Raw genomic sequence first — 26,011 nt, forward strand, 5'->3', positions numbered from 1 at the left:
CCTCCGTGCAACTCAGGGCGGCGGTAGTGGGACAGGTTCAGACCACTGGGGTCGAACCTGGGTGATCACTGTACGAGAGCGGGCGAAAACAGACAAGAGCCGAATTCCCGACCCTTGACGACAAACTTTGTCAATGCTTGGCTCGACGGATGCGGGACGTCGAAGTGATCGAGGACCCGGCCGCCGCGGCGGTCGCGCTGGAGCCGGTTCGCGCGCGCCTGCTGGCGGAGCTGGCCGAACCGGCGTCGGCGGCCGCGCTCGCCACGCGCCTCGGGCTCACCCGGCAGAAGATCAACTACCACTTGCGCGCCCTCGAGTCGCACGGCCTCGTCGAGCCCGCGGGCGAACGCCGCTGGGGCGGGCTGACCGAGCGCCTGTTCACCGCGACGGCCGCGTCGTACCAGGTCTCCCCCGCCGCACTCGGCGAAGCCGGCACGCCGGCGGTCGAGCCCGATCGCCTGTCGTCCGGGTACCTGCTCGCGATCGCGGGCCGGACCGTGCGCGAGGTCGCCGGGCTGATACGCCGCGCCACCGACGCCGGGAAACCGTTGCCGACGCTGGCTCTGGACACCGAGATCGCGTTCCGCTCGGCGCGCGAGCGGGCGGCGTTCACCGACGAACTCACCACGGCGGTGACCGACCTCGTGTCCCGCTACCACGACGAAACGGCACCGGGTGCGCGAACCCACCGGCTGGTGGTGTCCGCACACCCGAAACCCGCGGCTCCGCCTGCTACGCGGGCTGGATGATCACCTTCAGCGCCTGGTGGTCGGCGGCGTTGCCGAACACGTCGTAGGCCTGGTCGAGCTGGCCGAAGGTGAACGTGTGCGTGCCCATCTTCTCCGCGGGGATGCGCCCGCTCGCCACCATCTTCAGCAGCGTCGGGATCGAGACGGTGTCCACGAGCCCCATGGTGATGGTGATGTTGCGGATCCACAGGTCCTGCATCGGGAGCTCGACGCCCGCGCCGTGCACGCCGATGTTGGCGACGTGCCCGCCGGGCCGCACGAGCGCCGCGGTCGTCTGCAGGGTTTCCGGGAAGCCGACGGCTTCGATGGCGACGTCGACGCCGAGGCCGTCGGTGTGCCCGAGGACCTCCGCGACGGTGTCGGGTCCGGCGGCGACCGTGTCCGTCGCGCCGAACTCGAGGGCCTTCTCGAGGCGGAACTTGTTGGCGTCGACGGCGATCACCTTCGACGCACCCCACAGGCCGGTGGTGAGGATCGCGGCGAGGCCGACCGCGCCGGCCCCCACGACGGCGACGGTGTCGCCGGGGCGGACCTGGCCGGCGAGCACGCCGACCTCGTAGCCGGTGGGCAGGGAGTCGGCGAGGAAGATGGCCTGCTCGTCGGTGACCTCGGCCGGCACGTGGTAGAGCGAGGTATCGGCGAAGGGCACGCGGACGTACTCGGCCTGCGTGCCGTCGATGAGGTGCCCGAAGATCCAGCCCACACCGCCGACCGTGCGGCAGTGCGAAGGCATGCCGCGCTGGCAGTAGTCGCAGCGCCCGCACCGCGTGACGGCCGGGACGAGCACGCGGTCGCCGACCTTGAAGCTGCCCACCGCGTCGCCGACCGCCGTGACGGTGCCGACGGCTTCGTGCCCGAGGATGCGGCCGTCGGTGACCGCGGGGACGTCGCCGTGGAGGATGTGCAGGTCGGTGCCGCAGATCGTGGTTGTGTCGACCTTCACCACGACGTCGGTCACCTCTTTGACGGTTGCGTCGGGAACGTCTTCCCACGCCTTGCTTCCGGGACCGTGATAGACCAGCGCCTTCATCGCCACCTCCGGGTTCGGGCCGGCCCTCGACGCTACGACGGCTCCGGCCGGACGCCGGTCTCAAATTCAGACACCCGAACAGGTGTTCGATCATCGTGTACGGTGGAGTGCATGAGTCACGCACTGCAGGGATCACTCTTCGGCTCCGGGTCGACGGGGGTTTCGCTGACCTCCCTCGACGGCCTCAGGCGCACGGAGCTGGGCCGCGGAGCGTGGATCGACGTGCTGCCGGGCTGGCTGTCGGGCTCCGACGAGCTGTTCACGCAGCTCGCTTCGGACGTGCCGTGGCACGCCGAGCGGCGGCAGATGTACGACCGGGTGGTCGCCGTGCCCCGGCTGCTGTGCTTCTACCGCGAGGACGAGCCGTTGCCACACCCGGTGCTCGCCGAAGCGCGCTCGGGGCTGTCCGAGCACTACGCCGCCGAGCTCGGCGAACCCTTCCGCACCGCAGGCCTCTGCTACTACCGCGACGGGCGCGACAGCGTCGCCTGGCACGGCGACACCATCGGCCGCGGCAGCGCCGAGGACACCATGGTCGCGATCGTCTCGGTGGGCACCGCGCGCCACCTCGCACTCCGCCCCCGCGGCGGCGGCGAGTCCCTCCGCTACCCGCTGGGCCACGGCGACCTGATCGTCATGGGCGGCTCGTGCCAGCGCACGTGGGAACACGCCATTCCCAAGACCGGTAAGGGGGTGGGGCCGAGGATCAGCATCCAGTTCCGGCCGCGAGGAGTCCGGTGAGGCCGTGACCGGTCCCGGCCGTCAGCGCACCAGGACCGGCAGTGAATCCAGCCCGTAGACGATCGACACCTTGCGGAACTCCAGCTCGTCCGGCGCCACCGCCAGACGCAGGTCCGGGAAGCGCTTGACAAGGGCCGGGTAGGCGGTGCGGAGTTCCATGCGGGCGAGTTCGGCGCCGATGCAGCGGTGGATGCCGTAGCCGAACGCGAGGTGCGACGTGGGCTCACGGGTGGGGTCGAAGTGGTCCATGCCGGCGCCCAGGACGGGGTCGCGGTCGGCGACCGAGAGGGACACCAGCACGATGTCGCCCTTGGCGATGGAGACGCCGGCGACCTCCATGTCCTCCTTGGCGAAGCGCGGGAACGCCATCTGCACCACCGTGAGGTAGCGCAGCAGCTCCTCCACGAACCGGTGCACGGAGTCCTCGTCGCCGCGGACAGCTTCGAAGGCGGCGTGGTCGCGCAGCAGGACGATGGCGCCGAGAGCGAGCATGCTGGCCGTGGTCTCGAGTCCGCCCGTGAGCACACCGTCGGCGAGGCCGGCGAGCTCGCGGTCGTCGATCTCGTCGCCGTGTTCCTTGATGAGCATGCCGAGCAGGCCGTCGCCCGGTTGTTCGCGTTGCTTCTTGACGATCTCGAGCAGGTAGGTCAGCGATTCCGAGATCGCGCCCAGCGACGCGCCCGCGCCGCCGAACAGGTCGAAACGCGCGGTGCTCAGGCGCTGGAAGTCGGCGCGGTCCTCATAGGACACACCGAGCAGCTCGCAGATCGTGAGCGACGGGATCGGCAGCGCGAACGACTCCCACAGGTCCACCGGCCCCTCGGCGGCGGCCATCGCGTCGAGTTGCTCGGACACGATCTCGTCGATCCGCGGCGTCAGCCGGGAAAGCCGGCGCATCGTGAACTCCGGCGTGAGCAGTTTGCGCAGCCGCGAGTGCACGGGGGGATCGGCGAAGCCCAGCCCGCCCGGGTTCTGGTCCTCAGTTACGCCGGCATTGCCGACGAGGTTGGTGAAGTCGTTGCTGAACTCGGTCACCTTGCCCAGGACGGCCTTGGCCTCCTCGTACCCGGTCACGAGCCAGGCGTTCATGCCGAACGGCAGGTCGAGCTTACTGATGGGCTCCTCGGCCTGGCGCTCGCCCAGCGACGGCACCGGGTCCAGCCCCACACGCCGCAGCGGCTCCAGCGCGGAATCGGGCAGAAACGCCATTTTTTCGAGGTCGAAGCCCTTTTTCTGCTGCCGGGCGATGTACCGGCGGCCTGCCCAGGCGAGGACACGCGAGCGGAGACTCCCCATGTCGGCGACACTACCCCACGCGGCATTCGGGTGATCCGCGCGGCGACGCCTGTCACCTGCGGTTGGGGAGCACGACATGTGCCGTGACCAGGCCGTGATCACCGGCGCTGGAAACGCGGCCGGCCGCCGACGGCGCCGGGCTCGGCGACGACCGGACGCGCCACCGCTCGTCCCTCCGTGCGGCGGGTCACGCGCGGTTGTTCACCCAGCCCTTGATCGCACCGGCGCACTGGTAGCGGACGACCACGTGGGACTTGTTCGCGTAGTCCGCGCTGGCCCCGGCCAGATCCCACGGCCCCGGCCGGTCCGCGTCGACCTTCCCGCCGGCCTGGACGGTCACCACGTCGCGGCCCGCGAGTCCCGGGGTGTCCCCCACGAGCGAGATGCCGTCGAGGGTGATCGGCTGGTCGTAGCTCGACGCCAGCCTGAGGTACCGGCCCCCGTTCACCGGGATGTGCAGCTTGCCCCACTCGCCGGGTTCGGTCGCTTCTCCGCGGTCACTGCTCATGTCTTCGTCCTCCTCGTCTCCCGGTATTTTGAACGCGCCGAGGTGCGCGCCGGTGTAGGACTCGTCGAGGTCCACCCCGGCGGCGGTGATACCGGGGATCGAGCCTGACGAGCTGTACTGGTGGATGTCGTAGCGGCCGGCCGCCGCTGCGGGCCGCGCGCCGTAGCGGGCGATCCAGATCACGAGCCCCGGGATGCCCCAGTTGTCCGGGCGCAGCAGGGTCGCGAGCGCGTTGTTCATGTACACGCCGGGCCGGAACCCACGAGCGTCGAGCCGCCGGCAGAACGCCTTGCCGAACGCGGCTTTCTGACTGTCGGGGATGTTCGGCATCGCCGAACCGGCCGGGTTGTCCTCCAGGTCCAGCATCGGGACGCAGCCGGTGGCGCCGAGCCGGGTCACCTCGCCGAGCAGGATGTCGGCCTGCGCTTCCGCGCCGGGATTGGCCTGGACGAAGTGGTAACCGCCGACGGGGATGCCGACCGATCGAGCGCCGTTCACCTCGTTGTCCCCGGTGCCGCCGGCGGGCGTGCCCCCACCGTCGGTCAGCTTGACGTAGACGAACGTGACGCCGGCCTGTTTGACCCTGGGCCAGCTGGTGACGGTCTGGAACCTGCGGTAGATGTCGATGCCGAGCGCCATCAGCAACCGCCTTCCGTGAAGGAGGGGGCCGTTGCGCCTGCGCCCGGCTCGCGAATGGTGTGCACCACGCGCCGATCCCCCCAGTTCATCCGACAGCCTTGTGAGAGCCGGAGCCACTTCGCAATGTGCCACGCTCGCCACCCGGACGAAACCGCCAGTGTGAGTAGTAACCCACCCGAACGTCGGATTGTCGGGGGACCCTCGCATGCCCGAGGACGCCCACCGGTTCGTGCGACGGCGCTACGCGCGCGCCCGGATTGTCGGTGTCGCCCGTCAGACTGGGACCGGCCGAGGCCTGCCCGGCACACAGGCCGTCGGACGGGAAAGGCGGGAGAAAGGGCGCGACGAACCACGCCACGGCGTGAGACTCCGCCCTCAGAAAGGGAGGAAACGGACATGACGGCGGCGCTCATCGGGCGCGAGCACCCCGCCTCGGTGCTGCGCGCCGAGCTGGCGCGCGCGATGGCGAGCCACGGCGGCCTCGTGCTGGTCACGGGCGAGGCGGGCATCGGCAAGACCACGCTCGTGACCGGGCTGGCCGACGAGGCACGCGAACACGGCGCGCTGGTGCTCGCCGGCACGTGCGGGGAATCCGGCAGCGGCGCGAGCCCGGCTACTGGCCGTGGGTGCAGGTCGTGCGGGCGCTGCGCCGGGCCGCCGAGCCGCACGAGTGGGCCGCCGCCGATTCCGGGACGCTGTCGGCTCTGCTGGGCGAGTCCCCCGAGCCCGGTGACGTCTTCCGGCTGCACGACGCCGTCACAAGCGCCCTCGTCACGCTGGCGCACGACCGGCCCGTGGTGGTCGTGCTCGACGACCTGCACTGGGCCGACCCGTCGTCGCTGCGGCTGCTGGACTTCGCGGCCCGTCACACGTGGTTCGAGCAGCTGCTGCTCATCGGGACCTACCGCGACGTCGAGGTCGATGCTTCGGACCACCCGCTGCACCCGCTGGTGCTGCCGCTGGTCGCGAAGGCCACCACCGTCACGCTCACCGGCCTGGCACCGGCGGAGGTCGCCGAACTCATGGTCCGCACCGCGGGTACGGATCCCGGCGTGGAGCTGGCCGCGGACGTCCACCGGCGCACCGGAGGCAACCCCTTCTTCGTCGAACAGACCGCGCGGCTGTGGCGCAGCAGCAGTCCGGTGTCGGCCGTGGCGCCGGGCGTCGCCGACGCGTTGCGGCGCCGCCTTTCGCTGCTCCCCAGCACGGCGGCCAGGTCCTCCGTCTTCAGCGCCGCGAGCTCGACGTCCGCTTCCCGAACCGTGGTCACGCTGGCACCCCCTCGCCGGCCGGGTGGTCCGTCAACGCGAGGAACACCTCGTCGAGGCTCGGTTGCCCCAGTGAGAACGTGTCCACGGTGATCCCCTCTCTCGCCAGGTGCGCCAACGCCATCGACGCGCGATCGGCGACTCCGGTGTGCGCCTCGGCGCTGAGCCGCGCCGTCACCGCCACCGGGTCTTGTTCGAGCTGCACGCTCGCCTCCAACATCCGGGCGAGCACCTCCGCCGCGGCCGGCCGCTGAGCCGGATCCCGCAGCCGCAGGTGCACTGCGCCGACGCCGACCGACGCCTTCAGCTCCCCCTTGGTCCCCTCGGCGATGACCTTGCCGTGGTCGATGACCGCGATGCGCGACGCGAGCTGGTCGGCTTCGTCGGGGTACTGCGTGGTGAGCAGGACGGTCGTCCCCTGCGCGACGATCGCGCGCACGGTGTCCCACACCTGGTTGCGGCTGCGTGGGTCGAGGCCGGTGGTGGGTTCGTCGAGGAAATGCAGGTCGGGCGTGTTGAGGATGCTCGACGCGATGTCGAGGCGCCGCCGCATGCCGCCGGAGTAGTTCTTGACCTGTTTGCCCGCCGCGTCGGTGAGGCCGAACGCCGCCGGCAGCTGCGCGGCCCGTTCGCGTGCGGCCGGTGTGCGGTGCCCGAGCAGCCGGCCGAGCATCACGAGGTTCTCGGTGCCGGTGAGGTCTTCGTCGACGGACGCGTACTGGCCCGTGAGGCTCACACGGCTGCGGACGGCGTCGGCGTCGCGCACCACGTCCTTGCCGACCACGCGCGCTTCGCCGCCGTCGGGCCGGGTCAGCTCCGTCGGGGAGCATCGAGTCCCAGCGTTCCCAGATCGTGGTGGCGCCCATGGTCACCGGATACAGCCACGACGGGTTGCCGCGCTCCAGCAGCAGCCGGTAGGCGAGGTCGGGGCGGCCCGACGTGGTCAGGGCGTCGGCCACGAGCGGGGTGCCGACGAAACCCGTGCCGATGCGGAAACCGCTCGAGCGGACGAGGTCGGCGAGGCGACGGCCCGCCGCTTCACGCTGGGCGGCGTCCGGCAGGAGCGCGACTTCGAGGGCCGGCGCGTACGCCGTCTGCGCGTCGCTCAGCACCCGGCCGGTGCCGGTGACGTATTCGCGGGCGAAGGCTTTTCGCGTGCGGGCCGCGAGGTCCGCGTAGCGCGCCCCGTCGAGGCCGAGCACGCGCGCGGCGTCCGCGACGATGCCCGCGGAGTGCGCGAGGTACGCCGTGGCCACCACGTCCGGATCGGTCTTCGCGGCGAACGGGTTGTCGGGCGAGGCCGCCGGGTCGTGCCAGTCGCCGAACTGGAAGCCGCCGGACCACACGCCGCGGGTGGCGGCCGCGGCCATACGATCGACCCAGCCGCGCATGCTCGCGAACTGCCGGCACAGGACCTCGACATCGCCGAAGTGCCGGTACAGCACCCACGGCACGACGGTCGCGGCGTCGCCCCACGCGGTCGCGGCAGGCGAGTCGGTGTTCAGCACGTCGGGCACCACGAACGGCACCGAACCGTCCTCGAACTGCTCGCTCGCGAGGTCCTTCAGCCACGACGACAGGAACCCGGCGGTGTCGAACAGGAACGACGCGGTCGGCGAGAACACCTGGATGTCCCCGGTCCAGCCGAGCCGCTCGTCGCGCTGCGGGCAGTCGGTGGGCAGGTCGACGAAGTTGCCGCGCCTGCTCCACACCACGTTGTCGTGGATTCGGTTCCAGCAACGGCTCCGAGCACCCGAACCACCCGTTGCGGCGCAGGTCGCTGCCCACGACCAAACCCTCCACATCGGACACGGTGAGCCTGTCGACGCCGCTGATCTCGGCGTAGCGGAAACCGTGGAACGTGAACTCGGGCTCGAGCGTCACCTCGCCGGCGTCATCGAGGACATACGCATCAGCCGCTTTGGCACTGCGCAACGGCCGCGTGCCCAGCTCGCCGTGTGCCAGCACCTCCGCGTGGCGCACCACCACCTCTTGGCCGGCCTTCGCACCACGCACGCGCAGCCGCACCCGGCCGACGAAGTTCTGCCCGAAGTCGACCAGAGTCCCGCCGGACGGCGATTCCGAAAGGGAAACCGCCCGCAGCACCTCGGTCACCCGCACCGGCGGGCCGTCGGGTGCGACGAGCGTGGTGAGGTCCGCGTCGAGCACCCTCGACACCGTCCACAACGGACTCGTGTGGCCGCAGATCCGTGCGCTGGCCGTCGTAGAGGTCGTCGTCCACGATGGAGCTCTCCCGAGCCGTCCACCGCTCGTCGGTGGCGACGACCTCGGTCGTGCCGTCGCGGTAGGTCACCTCCAGCTGGGCCAGCAGCGCGGCGCGGTCACCGTAGACGCCGCGGCGGCCGGTCCAGCCGAGCCGGCCGCGGAACCAGCCGTTGCCGAGCAGCACGTCGAGCGAGTTCTCGCCGTCGCGCAGCAACGCCGTGAGTCGTGCGTCCGGTACCGCAAGCGATGGCGGTAGCTGGTCCAGCCCAGTGCGAGCACCTCGTCGCCGACGCGCGTGCCGTTGAGCGTGGCCACGTACACCCCGCGCGCCGTGACGTACAACCGCGCCGAGGCCACCGGACCCCGCGCCGTCCACGTGCGAGACACGACGGGCGCGCGCTGCCCGATGACCTCGATCGTGCGCGGCGAGACGAACTTCGCCGGCCAGTCCGAAGTGGTCAGTAACCCGGCCTCCACAGTGGCCGGTTCACTCCAGTCGCTCCACTGCGGGCCCGACGCCACCCGCACCCGCACCGTCGCGCGTTCCCGCGCCGCGAGCGGCGCGAACGGCCACGGCACCAGCACCTGTTCGGCCGAGTCGACCCGGACGACCTCACCGCCGTCGCGCTCCACTTCGTAGGCGGTCTGCGCCCAGCCCGGCTCGTCCGTGCGGAACTGCCACGACAGTCGGGGCTCGGCGGTGCCGATGCCCAGTGCGCTGTCACGGTGTTCGAAGCGGACGGCGGCGACGGACCACTTCCACTGCTGCCGGCTGACCGCCTCGCCGTCTTCGGCGCTGGTCACCCGGACCGGTTCGCGTGATGTCATGCCCTCTCCTAGTCGCCGTTGAGCTAGGAATTTCGATCACGTTTTGAAACGTATCAATCGTCCGGTAGATGTCAGAGTGTCGCACCACGTCGAACAAGGGTAGTGAGCCGGTTGTCCGAACGTCGTGAGTCGTTTTAGGCCGAACTGGGGCGCGTGGGCGGTGACGGAGAGCGGAACGTGGCCGCCGTCGCGCATACTTGCTCCGCAGCCGATGCGGTCGACGACCGCGTACTGTCCGCGGCGGGAAATCGTCGCGACCGGACGTTGCCTGGGCCATGAAACGTTTCACCCGCGTGATAGGCTGACGACCGTCTCGCGGGCGAGGGGAGGGCTGTGGTCGGCATCAAGGACGTCGCCAAACGGGCGGGCGTTTCGATCGGCACCGTGTCCAATGTGGTCAACCGGCCCCACGTGGTGGCGACGGCCACACGCAACCGCGTGCTGTCCGTGATCGAGGAGCTGGGGTACGTGCGCGACGAGTCCGCGCGCCAGCTGCGCGCGGGGCGTTCGCGGATCATGGCACTGCTCGTGCTGGACCTCGGGAACCCCTTTTTCGTGGACGTCGCGCGCGGCGCCGAGGAGGCCGCCCACGCGCGGAGCCTCAACATCATCACGTGCAACAGCGGCCAGCGGGTGGAGACGGAGGCGTCGTACCTCTCGATGCTCGCCGAGCAACGCGTGCGCGGGGTGCTGCTGAGCCCGGTCGACACGGCCGGCGACGCGATGCAGGCGTTCCGCCGCAGCGGCATCCCGTACGTGTTCGTCGACCGCAAGGTGTCGGCGGACGACGCGAGCTCCGTGTCGGTCGACGACGTCGCCGGCGGCGCGCTCGCGGCGCGGCACCTGCTCGAGACCGGGCACCGGCACATCGGGTTCGTGAACGGTCCCATGATCCTCACGCAGTGCCGCGACCGTGACCAGGGCGTGCGCTCGGCGCTCACCGGCTCGGGCGCGCAGCTGTCGGTGGTGGAGGCGATCGGCCTCGACGTCGCCTCCGGCCGCGACGCCGGTGCGCGCCTGCTCGGCATGAGCCCCCGTCCGACGGCCGTGTTCTGCGCCAACGACCTGCTCGCCCTCGGCGTCCTGCAGGCCATGGTCGGCGCGGGCATCCGCGTCCCGCACGAGATGGCGATCGTCGGCTACGACGACATCGAGTTCGCCGGCGCCGCGGCCGTCCCGCTCACGTCCGTGCGCCAGCCGGCGCTGCGCCTGGGCCGCACGGCCGCCGAACAGCTGCTCGCCGAGACGGAAGAGGAGCCCGCGCCGCACCGCCAGGTGGTGTTCACGCCGGAGCTGGTCGTCCGGGAGTCCACGCGCGTCCGCCCCGCGTGACCTACCCCGACGTCGGTCGCTTCGACGCGCCAGGACGTACGACAACCCGGCGCTGCAAGGGTTCTGCGGCGCGGTGCATCGCGCCACACTGGCGGCCGTCGCTGGCTTGGCGCCCGCCCGCGTGCTCGACGTCGGCGCCCGCACGGGTGAACTGCTGAGGCTCACCCACGCCCGCTTCCCCGGCGCCGAATTGCACGGCGTGCATCCCGCCGCGCGCATGCTCGCGCGCGCCCGGGCTGAGCGCCGCGCCGGAACTGGAACGCATCGTGCACCTCGGCGGTCCGGGTGGACCCGGCCTTGCGTGCCGTGCTGACCGATCGCCACGGCCGAAGCCCTCCCCTACCCCGACGGCTGCTTCGACCTGGTCCTGTCGACGATGTCCTTCCACCACCGGACGGACCCCGCGCGCGGCCTCGCGGGGATCCACCGCGTCCTTGCCCCGGGCGGCACGGCGCTGCTCACTTCGCCCGCGGCCGGCTGCGCGTGCTGTTCCGCGTCCTGCCCCGACGCAACCGGACGGAGAACCTGGCGCACGTCGCTGCCCTCGCCCGCGCGGCCGGCCTCCACCCCACCGCGCGGACGAGCCCGCACTACCAGGCCACAACGTCGGAAAGCCCTGACGGTCGCACCGAAAATCGGCACCGCCCTCGGAAAGTGGGTGCCGGAGGTCGGGGCACCGGCACGCCGCCGGGAGTCCGTAGGCCGAACCCGGACCAGCACCCGGGCCGGAGGAAAACCGAGGGGCGGCACCGAAAACTGCACCGCCCCTCAGAAAGTGGGTTCCCCGCGGTGTGAGGGGGGAAGCGGGGCCCCGGCGGTGTGCCGGAGGTCGGGGCGCCGGCACACCGTCGGGAGTCTGTCAGCCGGAACCCGAACCCAGGTCAGAACCCGGTCCCAGAGCCAAAGCCACCGCGCCCAGCAGCGACGCGTCCTGGTCGAACCGAGCCGCCACGAGTTCAGGCGGGAACGGCACCGCCGCAGCCAGGCGGTCGCGCAAGGCGGGCAGCAGGACGTCCGCCGAACGCACCAGCCCGCCGCCGACGGCGATGCGCTCCGGGTCGAGCGCGATGGCCAAGTTGGCCACGTGCATGGACAACTCGTCGAGTGCCGCTGTGATGAGTTCCTCGGCTTGCGTGTTCGTCCGGGCCAGGGAGAACAGCTCCGCGGCCGTGACCGCGCGGCCCAGGAGCGAGCGCGCGCGGGTGGCGAGGCCGCGGCCCCCGACGGCTTCCTCCAGCGGCGCGGCGCCGCTGGCGAAGGCGTCGGTGTCCTGCGGGGCGCGGAGGTTGTAGCCGATCTCGCCGGCCGCCCCGTTGGCGCCGCCGAGCAGCACCCCGCCGACGAGGGCGGCGGCGGCGATGCCGGTGCCGAGCGAGAGGAACACCGCCGGGTCGGCGCCGGCGAGGGTGCCCCACCTCCACTCGGCCAGGGCGGCCGCCTTCGCGTCGGTGCCGGTGGTGATGGGCACGTCGGCGAATTCGGCGGCCACGAGCTGGGCCAGGTGCAGCCGCTCCCAGCCCGGCACGTTCGGCGCGAGCAGGATGCGGTCGGGCAGGACGATCCCGGGGCTGACGACACCGATGGCCCCGACGCGCGCGCCCTGGTCGGCCACCAGGGCCCTGGCCCCGGCGAGCGCGCGCGTCACGACCTGCTCGGCCCCCGCCTCGGCGTCGGTGTCCAGCCGGCGCGTGGCCAGCAGGGTTCCGGCGCGGTCGGCGAGCCCCAGCGCCACCTTGGTGCCGCCGAAGTCGATGCCCAGGGTCAGCTCTCCGTCCGTCACTCGCGAGTCCCCTCGACGAGCGGCGGGCGCACGCCGTGGTTGCCCCGCGAGGCGGGCACGACCACGCTGCCGGTGTTGAACCCGTCGACGGTGATCACGGCCGGCGCGCCGTGCAGGTCAGCCGAGCGGTAGGTCACCGTCAGCGTCTGCGACTCACCGGGCCACAGCGTGATGTCGTTGTCGTCCCATGTCGCCGCCGCCAGCTGGTTGTCCCCGAGCGCCACACCACCGGAAGCGGTGCCCCGGCGGACATCGGCGCGCAGGAAGAACCCGACAGTCGGCGTCTTCGACGTGTTCGTCACCGTCACGGTGGTCGCCGTGTCGGCGCCGTCCGGGCCGGCGACGCGCTTGGTCGAGGACTGCACGCCGACCTGCGCCTCAGGCAGGTCCCGCAGCGCGGACAGGTTGCTGTACTGGCTGAGCGTGGCCTGCGGCTCGCCCAGCGTCCTGTTCCAGTCCACGACGTCCTTCTGCGTCGAGAGCCAGTAGACGTTGCGGTCCACGACCTTCCCGCCCCGGCTCACCTGCAGTTCCACGAAGTACACCTGCGCCTTGGCCGGCGGCTTCGTCTCGGCGGGCACCTTCGGCTTGAGCAGACCGGTCACGACACCCTGCGAGTTCAGCGACACGTTCTGCGCCGTCTGCTCGTCGAGCACCTTGCCCGCGGTGTCGTAGACCTTGGCCTGCACCGAAAGCCCGGACTGCGTGCCGGCGCCGAGGTTGGCGACGGTCACCGACCCGTTGTCGTATCCGTAGCTCGCGTGCACCGGCTCGTTGGCCTTCTTGGCGCCGAAGAACGCACCCGGCTGGTCACCGTCGTCGTTGTAGAGCGACCACAGCAGCGTCGGCCAGCCCTTGTTCAGCTGCCAGTACACGACCCCGGTCGACGGGTTGTCCTTGTCCGTCGAGTGCGCGATGAACGACTCGAACTGCGAGCGCGTGTTCTCGTAGTTCGCGATCTGCGCGGACTCCACGTAGGACTCCAGCGAATCCCACTTGCCGTAGCGCTGGGTGATGGAGTTGTCCAACGTGTACAACGTCCCGAACGCGTAGCCGCCGTGGCCGGGCTCGAAGTTCGCGTGGTACTGGTTGTACTCCGGGTCCTGCCACAGCTTCGCCTGCTCCTCCGGGGAGAGGAACCGCTTCAGCGAGTCCAGAGTGGGCACGGTGTGGCCCGCGCTCTGCTCGCTCGCGAAGCCCCACGAACCACCCGCGTTGGTGCGGCTGGAGTCACCGGAGTCGAAGTGCGCCGTGTCGTACCAGTACGCCGGCGGAACCCAATCGTAGGGCCCTTCCTTCTCACCGGAGACACCGAGCGCCGGGGTGCTCTTGTACTCCGCCGATGCGATCACCGGCACCTGGAAGTCCGCGTCCGTGAACGCGGCGAGCGTCTCGCTCTCCTGCCGCGGGACCGGCTCGTTGTCGCTCCAGCCGTAGTTGAACACGCTCGGGTGGTTGCGCTCGCGCTGCGCGATCGAGTACGCGGAGTCGTGCATGATCCGGTAGTCGCGGTCGGTCAGCTTCGACGCGTCCTCGGGCTGCCAGGCGTCGCAGCACAGGAAGCCGCCGATCACCAGCAGACCCGCGCGGTCGGCCTGATCGTAGAAGTCCTGTGGCATGTCGTGGCCTTCGAGCCGCACGCCGGTGAGGCCCATGTTCTTGATGAGCGCCAGCTGGTGCGCGGTGTCGGCCTTGTCGTAGCGCAGGAACAGGTCCGGGGCGAACCCGCCGCCGCGGAACACGAAGTCCTTGCCGTTGATGGCGAACAGCCGCGCGCCCTGCGGCAGCGGCGCCGACTTACCGACCAGCTTCGAAGTCACCGTGCGGATGCCGAAGGTGTCCGAAGAGGACGTCGACACCACCCCGCCCTGCGTCACCGCGGTGTCCAGTGTGTACAGCGGCTGCGCGCCCATCGAGTACGGCCACCACACCTGCGGCTTGCGGATCTTCAGCGCGCCGAACGTCGCCGGCGTGAACGTCACGGTCTGCTTGGTGTGCGCCGGGACCGTCACCCGCTGTGCGACCACGATCGGCGAACCGGCGGACGGCGGGGTGATCGTGGCGGTCACGTCACCGGTCTGCGCGGACGCGGCGTCGTTGGTGACGTCGACCTTCACCGTGAGCGACGACGTCGACAGGTCGGCCGCGTTGTCCTGTACCACGTGGGCGTTGTCGCCGCTGAGCGCGTCGGACAGCTGCAGAGTGGGCGCATACTGGATGCCGGTGTTGTTGTCCGGCGGGATCTGGCCCCAGTCGACCTGGTCGAGGGTGTACATCGTCAGCGGGTTGTTGGGGTACACCTTGATCGCCAAGGTGTTCTCGCCCGGCTTCAGCAGCTTCGTGACGTCGAAGGTGTGCCCGGCGAACGCGCCACTCACCACGTCCTTGCCCGCGACCAGCGTGCCGTTGACCCACACGTCGCCCTCGCCGACGATCCCGGGGATCGTGAGCTTGGCGTTCTTGCCCTTGGTGAAGCCGGGATCGAAGTCCGTGCGGTACCACCACGGGTCGGCGAACGGCTTCGTGATCACCGGGCCCAGCTTGTCCACGTACCCGAAGCACTTGCGCAGGTTGTCCGAGTAGAACACGTTGGGACACTTGCCGTTCTGCACCAGCGCGGTGATTTCGGTGCCCGGTGCGCCCGCGTCGTCCGGCTTGACCGGCAGCCAGCCCTTCGTGGAGTACCGCGGCTGCGAGACGCGGTCACCGCCGTCCTTGACGCTCGCGGTGGTCAGCACCTGCCAGCCGGCGGTGCCGATCGTGGACAGCCCCTGCTCGCGGGGCTGGTGGTGCTGCGGCTGCGCGCCGGGCGCCTGCGCGGACGCCGTGGCGCTCACCACCCCGGGCACCAGGACCAGCGCGGCGGCCGCCGCGATCCCGGCGACGAGCGGTTTCTTCATCCCTCACGCCCCTTCGGTCTGCTGCTGCGCGAGGACGAACGCCTCGCGGATCTCCTTGGGCCCGAACGGCCACGTCTTCTCCGCCGCCGCGTAGATTCCGAACGCGATGACGCCGAGCACGATCCACGCGATCGACAGGATGATCGAGAGCGTCGTGGCCGAGACGTAGATGTAGACCCACCCGGCGAGCGCGATGATCGTCGGGATCGGGTAGAGGAACTGCCGGTACGGGCGGCGCAGCCGCGGCTGACGGCGGCGCAGCACCCAGATCGCGGCGACCTGCGCGAGCGACTGGATGATGACGAGCACGGTGACGGCCGCGTTGATCACGTCGGTCAGCGTGAACAGCGAACCGATCGCGGTGATCACCCCCATCGTCAGCACGCCGGCGGTGGGCAGGTTCAGCTTGGGGTGCAGCTTGCCGAACACCGGCAGGAACACCTTGTCGCGCGCGGCTTCGAACGGCACGCGCGAGCCGCCGAGCAGGCCGGCGAACACCGAGCCGATGGCCGCGATCACGATGAAGACCGTGATCACCTTGGCGGTGACCGAACCCCACGCCTGCTCGAGCACCGTCGAGGCGACCGACGTCGCGTTCTTCAGCTCCGCCAACGGGATCGAGCCGAGCACGCCCACCTGCAGCAGGAAGTACAACGACATGATGCCGAGGATCGAGAAGATGATCGACCTCGGGATCGTGCGGCCCGGGTCGCGCACCTCACCACCGAGGTACGCGCTGGTGTTGTACCCGAGGTAGTCGTAGATCGCGATCACGAGGCCGGCGCCGAGGCCGGTCCAGAACGCGCCGCCCGAACCGAACGCGCCGGGTGTGAAGGCGAACGCCTGGCCGCCGCTGAAGTGCGAGAAGGCGGCGATGATCACCGTGAGCACGGCGAACAGCATGATCACGAACAGGACGGTGGTGAGCTTGCCGATCTGGCCGATGCGGCGGAACAGGGCCAGCACGATCACGGCGATGATGACGATGCCGATGATCTTGCCGAGCGGGGTGACGGCGCCGTCGTCGACCACACCCGGGACCAGGTAACCGAGGTACTGGACGAGGCCGATGATCCCGGTGGACATGATCAGCGGGATGAACAGCACGGCGCTCCAGGCGAACAGGAACGGCATCAGGCGGCCGGTGCGGTACTGGAACGCTTCGCGGAGGTAGATGTAGGTGCCGCCCGCCCCGGGCAGCGCGGCGCCGAGCTCGGCCCAGACGAGGCCGTCGGCGAGCGCGATGATCGCGCCGACGATCCAGCCGAACATCGCTTGCGGGCCGCCCATGGTCGCGACCATCGCGGGGATCGTCACGAACGGGCCGATGCCGCACATCTGCGTCATGTTGATCGCGGTCGCCTGCAGCGGCCCGATCTTGCGTTCGAGGCCGGTGCGGGGCAGATCCGCCGTCCCGGAACCCCCCGAACGGGTGGGTGAGCTCACATCGCGCCTCCGTCCACTAGTTAGTAAAGATTCTTAACATAAGATGTGCGGGGCCGGAAGGGCTCCGTTCGCAAAGTTGTGGAAACACCGTCCGGGCGAGCGGTAGCACCATCGGCGGTCTCCGGTGACCATGCGCGAGCAGAACCAGCGGTTGGTGCTGCAGCGGCTGCGCGCCGGCGGTTCGGCGACGCGGCCGCGGATCGCCGCGGGCACCGGGCTGTCGAAGCCGACGGTGGGCCAGGCGTTGCCCGATCCGGAGCAGTGCCGGCTCGTCCGCGCGGTGGGCCGCCGCCCGGCCCATCCGAGGCGCTCCGCCGCCTCGTGTACCGCGCGGCGCCGGAGGCCAGCCACGTGGCGGGCGTGGACGTCGGCCGGCGCTCGATCCGCGTGGCGATCGCGGACCTCGGTGGAAGGGTCGTCGCGCGACCGGACGAACTGGACCGGTGCCGTTCGGGCAGCGCGCTCGTCCGGACGGTCGCCGACGTGGTGGCCCGCGCGGTCTCCTCGGTCCGGGGCTGTGCACCGAACACGCCCGGCTGGGACCGCACGGACCTGCCGCACGAACCGGCGGCGCGCCCGTGGACGGATCCGAGCTCCCGACGCGAACCTGTGGGCCGTCGGCGAGCACGGGCTGGGTGCGCTGCTCGGCGTGGAGGTGCTCGTGAGCCTCACGGTCGGGACGGGCATCGGGATGGGCGTGCTGGTGGGCGGCAAGCTGTTCCGCGGCGCGCACGGAGCGGCGGGCGGGCTCGCCGACCTCCCGACGGGCCATTCGACGAGCACCGCCGCGCCGGGCGCGCGGGCCCACCGCCTCGGCCCGGTGGAGGACGTCGCTTCGGAGCACGCGATCGTCGGGCACGCACACGCGCTGGCGTGACCGCCGCGCGGGCCGCCCAGGACGTCTTCGCGCCTCGCGCAGGGCAGCGATCCGGTGGCGATTGCGCGTGCTCGAGGACCAGGTGCGGCACCTCGCACACCTGGTCGCCGCCGTGACGGTGGTGCTCGATCCGGGGATGATCGTGCGGCCGGTGGCATCAGCGGCGACGAGCCGATGCGCCGAGCGCCAGTGTGCCCGCGGGCCGGCCGGTCTACAGCGTAGATCGACGAGGGGAACCCGATCGAGGGACACGCCGCAGCCAGGCCGTGGTGCCGACCGTCCACTGTGGCCGGTGGGAGGCTTCGATGAACACGGTTCACCCCGGCGCGCGGCGGAGGCGGTTGCCGATCGCGATCACGGACCCCATATCGTTGCGCGGCAGTCATCCGGAGGTGGAACGCGAACGTGCCCGAAGTCGACTACTACGCGGTGCTCGGCGTGGGGAAGACGGCGTCGCCCGCGGACATCAAAGCCGCCTACCGCCGGCTGGCGAAGACGCTGCACCCCGACGCCGGTGGCACCGTGGGCACGTTCCAGCTGCTGCGCGAGGCGTACGACACGCTGAGTGATCCCCGCGCTCGCGCTGGGTACGACGCGGGCATTCCGGCCGTGCACACGCGCCCGCCGGCCAAGCCGAAGCGCCGCCGGTTCAGCGAAGAGCCCGGGTTCGTGCCGGAGCCGCTGGACCTGGTGCCGGACGAGCTCGAGTGGTGGGAGTTCGCAGCACAGGATCCGCGCATGCGCCACGGGCGCCGCCGCGGGCCGGGGCACACGCCGGTCGTCGCGGCGGTCTCCGGGCTGGTGCTGGTGCTCGCGCCGCTGGTGTTCGGCGTGGACTTCACGCCGCCGGTGCTCGTGGTGTGGCTGCTGCTCACGGCGGGCACGGCGCTGCTCGTGCAGCGGCTGGCCCGCGGCTACCTCGCCGCGCGGCGCGCCCGCAGGGAGTTCGCGGCCGAGTTCGGCGGCGGTGCGGTGTTCGGCAGTCCGGGCGTCGAGGCCGACGAGCTCGCCGAACGGCTCACCGCCGACCTGCTCGAGCGGTACCTGACACGCCTGCCCGGCGCCCGCATCTTCCACGGCCTGGCCTGGCCGGGCTCCGTCTTCGCCGACGTCGACCACGCCGTGCTGTGCGGCAAGCGCCTCGTGCTCATCGAATCGAAGCAGTGGCTGCCCGGCCACTACGAAACCGCCGACGACGGCCGCCTGCTCCGCAACGGCCGCCCGTTCCGCGGCGGCGGCTCCCGCCTGGCCGAAAGCCTCGACGCCTACCGCACCCTGCTCCCCGGTGTGGCCCTGCGCGGCGCGATGATCGTCTACCCGAGCCACACGGGCGCCCTGACCACGGCCGAGCCGGGCCCCGAACCCGGCCCGCCGATGACGCCGGAGCAGTTCCTGCACGAGATCGGCACCTGGCTGTCCGCCGAACCATCCACTGTGGACCACGACGCGCTGCGGACGATGCGCGCGCAGGTCGTCGGGAGCGGCCGGGCCGCCTGACGGCCGGCAGCCGGGGCGTTGGTGCGCGAGCGCGGTGGCGGTGGCCGGAGCGCAGGAACCGATGACTTTCGCACAGACCGTAGCGAACCGATGCACGTCAAGCGCCCGCCCACGATCACCAAACCGTGCCCGAAACAACAGCACCCAACCGGCTTCCCCCATGCGGGGCCCGAACGGCCACCATGCTCACCGCCGCAACCGCCGCTGTCACCGAATGACGCCGACAGCGGCGATTCGAAAGTTGTTCAGCCACCACCCACCGCGCTCTCCGCCGTGCTGGGTGGCGGCGCGAGCACCCGAACCGGTGACTTTCGCACAGACCGTGCGGGGCAACGCACGTCGAGCGCCCGCGAACAGCCGGCGTTCGCAGAGCCGCGACGCGCACTTGCGCCGGCTGGACCCGGTGCCCACGGAGACCGGGCGCGCACCGCGACCGCCATACTCGGCACAGTGCTCCCCCATCACCTCACCAGGCCGGTGACCGCGTGAACACCGTGGCCACGCTCGGCACCGTGCTGCTCGGGCACGCACCCGCGGCCCTCACGCCGGGGCCGAACTTCGTGTTGATCGCGCACACGGCGGCCGCCGGGTCGAGGCGGGCGGCCCTCGCGGTGGCGTTGGGCGTAGTAGCGGCCGGCGGTTTGCTCGCAACGGTCGCGGTGTTCGGCCTGGGGACGTTGCTCGCGGCGACGCCGTGGCTGGCGACGGCGCTGCGCGTCGTCTGCGGGCTGTACCTGGCGTGGCTGGGCGTCCGGCTGTGGCTGAAAGCCCGGACGCCCGACGGGAAACCGCCGCCGGAGCGGGGGAACGCGTTCGGGCAGGGAATGCTGAGCAACGTCACCAACCCGAAGGCCGCGGTGTTCTTCGGGAGCGTCCTCACGGCCACGCTGCCCCCGACGGAACCCACCGCGACGAAGGTCGCGGCGATCTGCCTGATCGTGCTGGCCTCGGCGACGTGGCACCTGTCCGTGGCGCTGCTGTTCTCCTCCCCCGCCACGCAGCGCTGGTACGACCGGGCGCGGCCGGCGCTCAACCGCGTGGTCGGCACCGTCCTGGTCGTGCTCGGGGTGGCGCTGGCGGTCGCGGGGTGAGAGCGGCGCCCCCACCCCGCGAGTCGCGTCAGCGCCGCTTCGCCGCGCGTGCCGAGTCGGTGCAGACCTCACCGACGTCGACGGTCTGGCCGCGGTCGAGGTAGACGTCCGCGATGCCGGCCAGCTTGCCCTTCGGCGTGGTGCAGGTCAGCTGGTAGGCCTCCTTCGGCCCGTACGTCGGCGGCACCGGCGAAGCGAACGAAACGCCCCCGGTCCAGTCGTCCACCTGCGCCGGGTTGGCCTGCGCGTAGTTCACCATCACGGCCCGGTAGTCGCCGGCGGGCGGGTCGAACAGCACGGCGTGCTCGGACGTCGTGCCGCCGTTGGCCGACGACGTCACGAGGTTGCCCGCGGCGTCGTACACGTACAGGTCCCAGTCGGTGTCCGGGTTCACCCAGTTCACGTCTACGCTGAACCGCCCGTTGTCCACCTTGGGCAGTCCGTCGACGTGGAACGTGAAGCTCTCCGAGGCCAGGTCGTCCGGGTACGACTGGTTGATCGGCGGCACGCCCGCCGGGTTCGCCACCGCGTACCCGGCCTGCGCCGGGCCCTGCGGGTCGCGCCCGTAGCGGCCGGCGACGTACGGCCGCGTCGACGGGTTCACCGACCACGCGAACCGCCCGCCACGGGACGTGTACGTGGAGTTCAGGTTGTCGGTGACGTACAGCGGCGGCTTGGTCGAGCCGTCGGGTTGCACCACCGGCGACGTCGGGGTCTGGAACGTCTTGTGCAGCTTCAGCTGGTAGCCCTTCGGCGCCGTGCCGATCAGCGTCGAGTGCGCGGCCGGATCGGCGGTGTTGCGCAGCATTTCCACCAGCGCCGCGCTGTTGCCGCCCTTGCCCGCGCCGGACGACGGGGCCAAGCCCTCGTACTCGGCCACCACACCCACTTCGTACGGCGTGTGGAACCCGGCACCGCCGATCTCGATGGTGAAGCCCCAGCCTCCGGTGGCCCAGTAGGACCAGTCCTCCGTGGTGCCGGTGGTGTCGTACAGCATCCAGCTCGGTTCGTTCGTGTACCCATTGTGCGCGGCCAGCTTCGCACCCAGCGCCTCGTACGCCGGATCTTCGAGCGGCGGGCGGACGTCGGCCACACCCGGCGGGCGCAGGACGAGCGCCGCGTTGGTGTGGAACGTGATCAGGTTCGTGACCTGCTGCGACGACACGACCGAGCGGATGTTGCGCGACTCCGGTTCGCTGAACGGCGCCGAACCGCGGAACGTCTCACTGCTCCACGTCAGGCCCGCTCCCCCGCCGCCCCAGAAGCCGGCGTAGTTGCGGTTCGGGTCGGTGCCGCGCTGCGCGCCGCCGGGGTTGGCCTTGCACACGCCCGTCGCGTACTGCGGCGGGGAGTCGGCGGCGTTGCAGTTCTTGCGTTTCATCTCGTAGTCGAACCTCGTGAAGTCCCCACGGGGTTCGGCTTCGCGGGAGATCGAGAAGCCGTCGGGGTTCACGATCGGGACGACGATGTTGCGCGTCTTGCTGACCAGGCCGCGCAGCTCGCTGTCGTGGGCATAGCCGTTGATCAGCTGGTAGGCCCACTCCATCGCGGTCTCGCCGGCCGGCCATTCGCGCGCGTGGTGCACACCCATGGTGAAGTCGACCGGCTTGCCGTCGGCGGTGTTGGCTACGTCCGTTCCGATCTCGAGACCGACGACGTCACGGCCTTCCCACGTGGGCTCGGGCAGCGTGAACGCCTTGACCAGCTTGGGGTTCTTGCGCGCGAGCTCCTTCATCTCGTACTCGTAGTCGTAGAGGTGGCGGTAGCTCGTCCGGCCGGACGGCAGCGCCGACGCGGCCGTCTTGGCGGCGTACTCGCGGTCGGCTTTGGCGTCACGGATCGACTTCGCCGACAGGTCCGCCTCGACGACGGTGGATTTGAGCCCGCTCGCGGCGAGCGTGCGGCGGTCGGCGTCGCCGGCGAGCACGACCTCGACGCCCGTGGCGTCGCCCTTCTCGGTGACGTCGAGGCCGAGGCCGAGCAGCTTGTCCTTGTCCGCGCGAGACGGGGTGTGCACGCGGACGAGCTCGGCCTTCTCGGTCGGCGCCCCCTGCGGGGTCAGGGCGAGGAAGTCGACACCGAGGGTCACGTTCTTGCTGTTCCCGCCGTAGCGGCACCCCTGGACCACGAGCTGCTGGCCCTTCTTCACGAAGCTCTCGGCGAGCTCGTGGCTGCGCAGCGCCGCCGAGGCCGCGACGAGCGCCCCGGTGGACTTGTCGAACACGGCGAGATCCCAGTCGCCCTCGGCGCCGGCACTCGGTGCCAGCCGGGCCTGGACCAGGCCGTCGACCGTCGAGGCGAGCTCGCGGCGGTCGGTACCCGGTGCGCCCTGCGGCTGCAGGGCGGCGAAACACGACCGCGTCACGGCGCGGTCGGCGTGCAACACGTTCTGCGCGGCTGTCGCCGACGTCGGCAGGGCGACGACCGCCCCCGCCACGACGCCGGCCGCGGCCAGCAGGACCAGCGGTCTCCGTCTTCTGGCTGTAGGTGAACTCCCCACGATCACGGACCTCCCAGGGCCGAGCCGGGGCCGGGACGCTCCGGCAGCGAACGACCATATCGGCGCAAAACGCCCCAGGTAACCTTCGGAAGTACTGGACCAATCGGCTCACAGCGGGCGCACGGGCCCGCTGGCTAATCTCGAAGGATGACGACCCTCGCCGAGGACCGCCGCCCCGCGATGCTGTCGATCGCCGGCATCACGCTGTTCGCGGTCGGCGCCGCCCTGGTCCTGCTGCTGCAGCTCGTTCCCCCGACGGACGAGATCAGCGTGACCAGCCGCACGATCAGCGAGTACGGGCTCTCGGACAACAAGTGGGTGTTCAACCTCGCCGTGGTCCTGGTGGCCGTCGGGTCCGCCGTGACGCTCGCCGTGCTGCGCCTGCAACGCCGGCTGCCCGTGGTGTCGGCCGCCTTCGGTGCACTGTGGACGATCGGCCTGCTCGTCATCGTGGCCTTCCCCAAGACCAACTGGGCCAGCGCCACCGGCTCCGGCGCCGGCGGCACGCTGCACCGCGTCGCGAGCGTTGTCGCCTTCGTCTGCCTGCCGCTGGCCGTGCTCATCGCCGCGCGCACCACGTTCCCGCGCTCGCCCCACCGGCGCTTCGCCGCCCACCTGCTCGCCGCGCTGTCCCTCGGCTGGTTCGCGATCATCCTGGGCGCCGTGGCGGTCGCCGCCGTGAACGACGAGCGCTGGTGGCAGCTCATCCCGCTCGGCATCGTGGAACGCGGGATGGCCCTGACGGAACTCGTCGCGCTGGCCGCGCTGGCCGCGCCGGTCCGCGCTAAGGCCAGGGGTCAGGCGCCGGACGAACCGGCAACCGTCACGCCCTGACGCGGCCGGCTCCCCGCACCGCTCCAACTCCGTGGCCCGCAGCGGTCAGAACTCGTCGCCCTGGCCCAGTTCGCGTTCCAGCTCATCGGCACGAGCCACGAGCGTGCGCAGGGGCTGGTCCAGCTCCTCCGCGATGTCCAGCGACGCGAGCGGCACGGTGTGTTTGATCAGCGCCACCCCGTCCACGATCGCGGCACCGCCGACGCCCTCGGCGCCGACCAGCTCCAGCAGCCGGCGGAGGTCGACACGGTCGGCCCAGCCCACGGGGGACGACAACTCGGCCCACGCGACGCCGCTGTGGTCGGGCAGGAGGTGGACGGTCGCCTGCTGGGTGCGGCCGTCCTCGGTGGGGAGCCGGAAGCGCAGCCAGCCGTCGTGGTCTTCGAGCACCTCGTAGCGCAGGCGCACGAAACTGGTCACGTCGTTCCAGATGGTCACGGTCGACACCTCTCGCCCCTCGGACACGGGCGCCAGCTTATCGGGCCTGCGGCAGCGGGCGCCCGCCCGAGGTCACCCCGCCGAGACGGCCGCGAGCACCGCGTCGAGCGCGCCCGGGTCCTCCATCGCGCTGGTGTCGCCGCTGGGCCCGCCCTCGACGAGGACGTCGCGTAGCAGGCGGCGCATCGTCTTGCCCGTGCGGGTCTTCGGCAGGGCGGTCACGGGGTAGACGCGGGCCAGCCGCGCGTACCCGCCGAGCTCCGCGCCCACCCGGTGGATCAGGTCGTCGGCGACGGTGCGGGCGTCCGCGCCGGGCAGGAGCGTCACGAAGGCGACCGGAACCGTGCCCTTCGTCGCGTCGGGCACGCCGACCACGGCGGCCTCGGCGACGCGGTCGTCGGCGGTCACCACGCCCTCGATCTCCATCGTGGAGATCCGGTGGGCCGCGACGTTGATGACGTCGTCCGCCCGCCCGAGCACCCACAGGTGCCCATCGGCGTCGAGCACCGCTTCGTCGTTCGTGCAGTACTTGCCCGGGTAGCGCGTGAAGTACGCCGAGAGGTAGCGCTCGTGGTCGTGCCACACGGTGCGCGCCAGCGTCGGGAAGGGCCGCGTGATCACCAGGTTGCCCTTGGTCCCGGCCGGCACGGGCACGCCGTCGTCGTCCACGACCTCGCAGCCGTGGCCCGGCAGCGGCCGCCCCGCCGAGCCGGCCTTGAGTGCGTCGACGCCCGTCACCGGGTAGGTCCAGGTCGAGCCGGTTTCGGTCTGCCCGTATGCGTTGACGATCGGCACGCCGAGCCGCGTGAGCCCCCAGGTGAACGTGTCCGCGTCGAGCGGCTCGCCCTGCACGGTCACCAGCTGCAGCCGCGGCAGCGGGTGCGCCGCGCGCAGCTCTTCGCCGAACGACCGCAGCATCCGCAGCACCGTCGGCGCCGCCAGCACTTTCGTGACCTCGTGGCGTTCGCAGAACTCGTAGAACCGCGCGTTCGTCGGGGTGTCCAGCGCGCCCTCGTAGCACGCGATGGTCGTCCCGCAGGCCAGGCCACCGATCACCGCCTGGATCGGAAACGTCAGCCAGCCGACGTCGGCGGCCACCCAGTAGACGTCGCCCTCCTCGAGGCCCGCTTGCCAGTACGCGTTGGCCCACGTGCCCACCAGGAAGCCGGCGACGGAGTGGACCACACCCTTCGGGGTCGATTCCGTGCCGCTGGTGAAGATCAGGAACGCCGGGTCGTTCGCCTCCAGCGGCACGGCCGGGGTGCCCTCGGGGTGCCGGGCGACCAGGTCCGCGTACCGGACCTCACCGGATTCCAGCTCCACGTCGCGCCCGGTGCGGTCGAGCACCACCACGCGCTCGAGCGAGGGCAGGCCCGCCCGGGCCGCCCGCAGCGTGTCCAGCAGCGGCACGAGCTTCCCGCGCCGGTACGACGCGTCCGCGACGACCACCGCCTTCGCCCCGGACACCTTGAGCCGTGCGGCCACGGCGTCCTTGCCGAACCCGGAGAACAGGACCGTATAGATCGCGCCGATCCGGTTGCAGGCGTGGATCGCGGTGAACGCCTCGACGAGGTTCGGCAGGTAGATCGCGACGACGTCGCCTTTGCCGACCCCGAGTGCGAGCAGCCCCGCGGCGAGCGAGGACGACTCGCGGGCGAGTTTGGCGTAGGTCACCGTGCGCGTGTCGCCCGGCTCGCCCTCCCACACCACGGCCGGCCGGTCGGCCGTCGCGGGATCCTCGGCCCACCGGTCGACGCAGTTGTCCGCGACGTTGATCAACCCGCCCGTGAAGTACCGGAAGTTCGGCAGGTTCCCGGAGCGCACCTCGTCCCACGGCCGGATCCACCGCTGCCTGCCCGCGACCCATGCCCAGTACTCGTCCGGGTCCCGGTCGTGCATCGCCCGCGCCCGCGCGATCTCCGCGGCCCGGCCCGGTGACCGCCACCGTTCGGGAAGCTCCTGCACCGGAACGGAGATCAGCTGTTCCACGCTGTCGGCCACGGTCACACTCCTTTGTGTGTCGGGTTGTGG

Annotated in this window: 17 protein-coding genes and 6 pseudogenes; 9 read left to right on the forward strand and 14 right to left on the reverse strand. The window is 71.3% G+C overall.

Features of this window, described 5'->3' with window-relative positions:
- Positions 1-149 precede the first annotated feature (149 nt).
- Complete coding sequence (locus I6J71_RS30450; protein WP_204090012.1) at positions 150-749, forward strand: helix-turn-helix domain-containing protein; 600 nt, start codon at positions 150-152, stop codon at positions 747-749.
- Here the strand turns inward: I6J71_RS30450 and I6J71_RS30455 are convergent.
- On the reverse strand, positions 733-1,779 hold the full coding sequence (locus I6J71_RS30455; protein WP_204090013.1) for an alcohol dehydrogenase catalytic domain-containing protein: 1,047 nt from the start codon (positions 1,777-1,779) through the stop codon (positions 733-735). The genes I6J71_RS30450 and I6J71_RS30455 overlap by 17 nt on opposite strands.
- Positions 1,780-1,890: 111 nt before the next feature.
- Between I6J71_RS30455 and I6J71_RS30460 the strand changes: the two genes are divergently transcribed.
- Positions 1,891-2,520, forward strand: coding sequence for an alpha-ketoglutarate-dependent dioxygenase AlkB (locus tag I6J71_RS30460; protein WP_204090014.1), 630 nt, complete (start codon positions 1,891-1,893; stop codon positions 2,518-2,520).
- A gap of 21 nt (positions 2,521-2,541) precedes the next feature.
- Here the strand turns inward: I6J71_RS30460 and I6J71_RS30465 are convergent, their stop codons facing one another.
- The gene (locus tag I6J71_RS30465; RefSeq protein WP_204090015.1) at positions 2,542-3,816 is read right to left on the reverse strand and encodes a cytochrome P450; all 1,275 of its coding nucleotides are present in this window, start codon (positions 3,814-3,816) and stop codon (positions 2,542-2,544) included.
- Between the two features lie 187 nt (positions 3,817-4,003).
- Positions 4,004-4,963, reverse strand: a complete 960-nt coding sequence (locus I6J71_RS30470; RefSeq protein WP_204090016.1) for a glycoside hydrolase family 25 protein — start codon at positions 4,961-4,963, stop codon at positions 4,004-4,006.
- A gap of 462 nt (positions 4,964-5,425) precedes the next feature.
- Here I6J71_RS30470 and I6J71_RS51210 point away from each other — a divergent pair.
- Both I6J71_RS51210 and I6J71_RS30475 read left to right on the forward strand, forming a co-directional pair.
- Positions 5,426-5,497 (forward strand): annotated as a pseudogene (locus I6J71_RS51210) (hypothetical protein); the annotation flags it as partial.
- Positions 5,498-5,544: 47 nt separating this feature from the next.
- Positions 5,545-6,324, forward strand: coding sequence for an AAA family ATPase (locus I6J71_RS30475; protein WP_370541994.1), 780 nt, complete (start codon positions 5,545-5,547; stop codon positions 6,322-6,324).
- Here I6J71_RS30475 and I6J71_RS30480 read toward each other — a convergent pair.
- From I6J71_RS30480 to I6J71_RS49125, 5 pseudogenes are all read right to left on the reverse strand, one after another.
- Positions 6,230-7,045 (reverse strand): annotated as a pseudogene (locus I6J71_RS30480) (ATP-binding cassette domain-containing protein); the annotation flags it as partial. The gene I6J71_RS30475 and the pseudogene I6J71_RS30480 overlap by 95 nt on opposite strands.
- A gap of 58 nt (positions 7,046-7,103) precedes the next feature.
- Positions 7,104-8,036 (reverse strand): annotated as a pseudogene (locus tag I6J71_RS49115) (alpha-L-rhamnosidase); the annotation flags it as partial.
- Between the two features lie 40 nt (positions 8,037-8,076).
- Positions 8,077-8,409: pseudogene (locus I6J71_RS51215) on the reverse strand (family 78 glycoside hydrolase catalytic domain); the annotation flags it as partial.
- Positions 8,410-8,485: 76 nt separating this feature from the next.
- A pseudogene (locus I6J71_RS51220) lies at positions 8,486-8,833 on the reverse strand (alpha-L-rhamnosidase N-terminal domain-containing protein); the annotation flags it as partial.
- Positions 8,740-9,285, reverse strand: a pseudogene (locus tag I6J71_RS49125) (hypothetical protein); the annotation flags it as partial. The pseudogenes I6J71_RS51220 and I6J71_RS49125, both read right to left, overlap by 94 nt.
- 333 nt (positions 9,286-9,618) lie before the next feature.
- On the opposite strand from I6J71_RS49125, the gene I6J71_RS30490 reads away from it, so the two are divergent.
- The gene (locus I6J71_RS30490; protein ID WP_204090017.1) at positions 9,619-10,617 is read left to right on the forward strand and encodes a LacI family DNA-binding transcriptional regulator; all 999 of its coding nucleotides are present in this window, start codon (positions 9,619-9,621) and stop codon (positions 10,615-10,617) included.
- Positions 10,618-11,476: 859 nt separating this feature from the next.
- Here I6J71_RS30490 and I6J71_RS30500 read toward each other — a convergent pair.
- From I6J71_RS30500 to I6J71_RS30510, 3 genes are read right to left on the reverse strand one after another with little or no spacing between them, the layout of a single operon-like run.
- Positions 11,477-12,397, reverse strand: a complete 921-nt coding sequence (locus I6J71_RS30500) for an ROK family protein (RefSeq protein WP_204090018.1) — start codon at positions 12,395-12,397, stop codon at positions 11,477-11,479.
- Positions 12,394-15,297 (reverse strand): beta-mannosidase, encoded by a 2,904-nt coding sequence (locus I6J71_RS30505; RefSeq protein WP_204090019.1) that lies wholly within the window; start codon positions 15,295-15,297, stop codon positions 12,394-12,396. Before I6J71_RS30505 ends, I6J71_RS30500 begins: the two co-directional genes overlap by 4 nt.
- Before the next feature lie 3 nt (positions 15,298-15,300).
- Positions 15,301-16,743, reverse strand: coding sequence for an APC family permease (locus tag I6J71_RS30510; protein ID WP_204090020.1), 1,443 nt, complete (start codon positions 16,741-16,743; stop codon positions 15,301-15,303).
- A 130-nt stretch (positions 16,744-16,873) separates the two neighbouring features.
- On the opposite strand from I6J71_RS30510, the gene I6J71_RS30515 reads away from it, so the two are divergent.
- The 3 genes from I6J71_RS30515 (at position 16,874) to I6J71_RS30525 (ending at position 20,208) form a co-directional block, all read left to right on the forward strand.
- Complete coding sequence (locus I6J71_RS30515; RefSeq protein ID WP_239154011.1) at positions 16,874-17,620, forward strand: ROK family protein; 747 nt, start codon at positions 16,874-16,876, stop codon at positions 17,618-17,620.
- A 405-nt stretch (positions 17,621-18,025) separates the two neighbouring features.
- A complete protein-coding gene (locus I6J71_RS30520) occupies positions 18,026-19,117 on the forward strand; it encodes a DnaJ domain-containing protein (RefSeq protein WP_204090021.1) in 1,092 nt (363 codons plus the stop codon).
- Positions 19,118-19,602: 485 nt separating this feature from the next.
- Complete coding sequence (locus I6J71_RS30525) at positions 19,603-20,208, forward strand: LysE family translocator (protein WP_204090022.1); 606 nt, start codon at positions 19,603-19,605, stop codon at positions 20,206-20,208.
- Between the two features lie 28 nt (positions 20,209-20,236).
- On the opposite strand, the gene I6J71_RS30530 is transcribed toward I6J71_RS30525, so the two are convergent.
- The gene (locus tag I6J71_RS30530; RefSeq protein WP_370541995.1) at positions 20,237-22,708 is read right to left on the reverse strand and encodes a M14 family zinc carboxypeptidase; all 2,472 of its coding nucleotides are present in this window, start codon (positions 22,706-22,708) and stop codon (positions 20,237-20,239) included.
- Positions 22,709-22,855: 147 nt separating this feature from the next.
- On the opposite strand from I6J71_RS30530, the gene I6J71_RS30535 reads away from it, so the two are divergent.
- A complete protein-coding gene (locus tag I6J71_RS30535; RefSeq protein WP_204090023.1) occupies positions 22,856-23,542 on the forward strand; it encodes a DUF998 domain-containing protein in 687 nt (228 codons plus the stop codon).
- A gap of 45 nt (positions 23,543-23,587) precedes the next feature.
- On the opposite strand, the gene I6J71_RS30540 is transcribed toward I6J71_RS30535, so the two are convergent.
- The gene (locus I6J71_RS30540) at positions 23,588-23,980 is read right to left on the reverse strand and encodes a hypothetical protein (protein ID WP_204090024.1); all 393 of its coding nucleotides are present in this window, start codon (positions 23,978-23,980) and stop codon (positions 23,588-23,590) included.
- Between the two features lie 72 nt (positions 23,981-24,052).
- Positions 24,053-25,981: an AMP-binding protein gene (locus I6J71_RS30545; RefSeq protein WP_204090025.1), complete on the reverse strand. Its 1,929-nt coding sequence runs from the start codon at positions 25,979-25,981 to the stop codon at positions 24,053-24,055.
- Positions 25,982-26,011: the final 30 nt, after the last annotated feature.

It is taken from the genome of Amycolatopsis sp. FDAARGOS 1241 (assembly GCF_016889705.1).
GTDB lineage: Bacteria > Actinomycetota > Actinomycetes > Mycobacteriales > Pseudonocardiaceae > Amycolatopsis.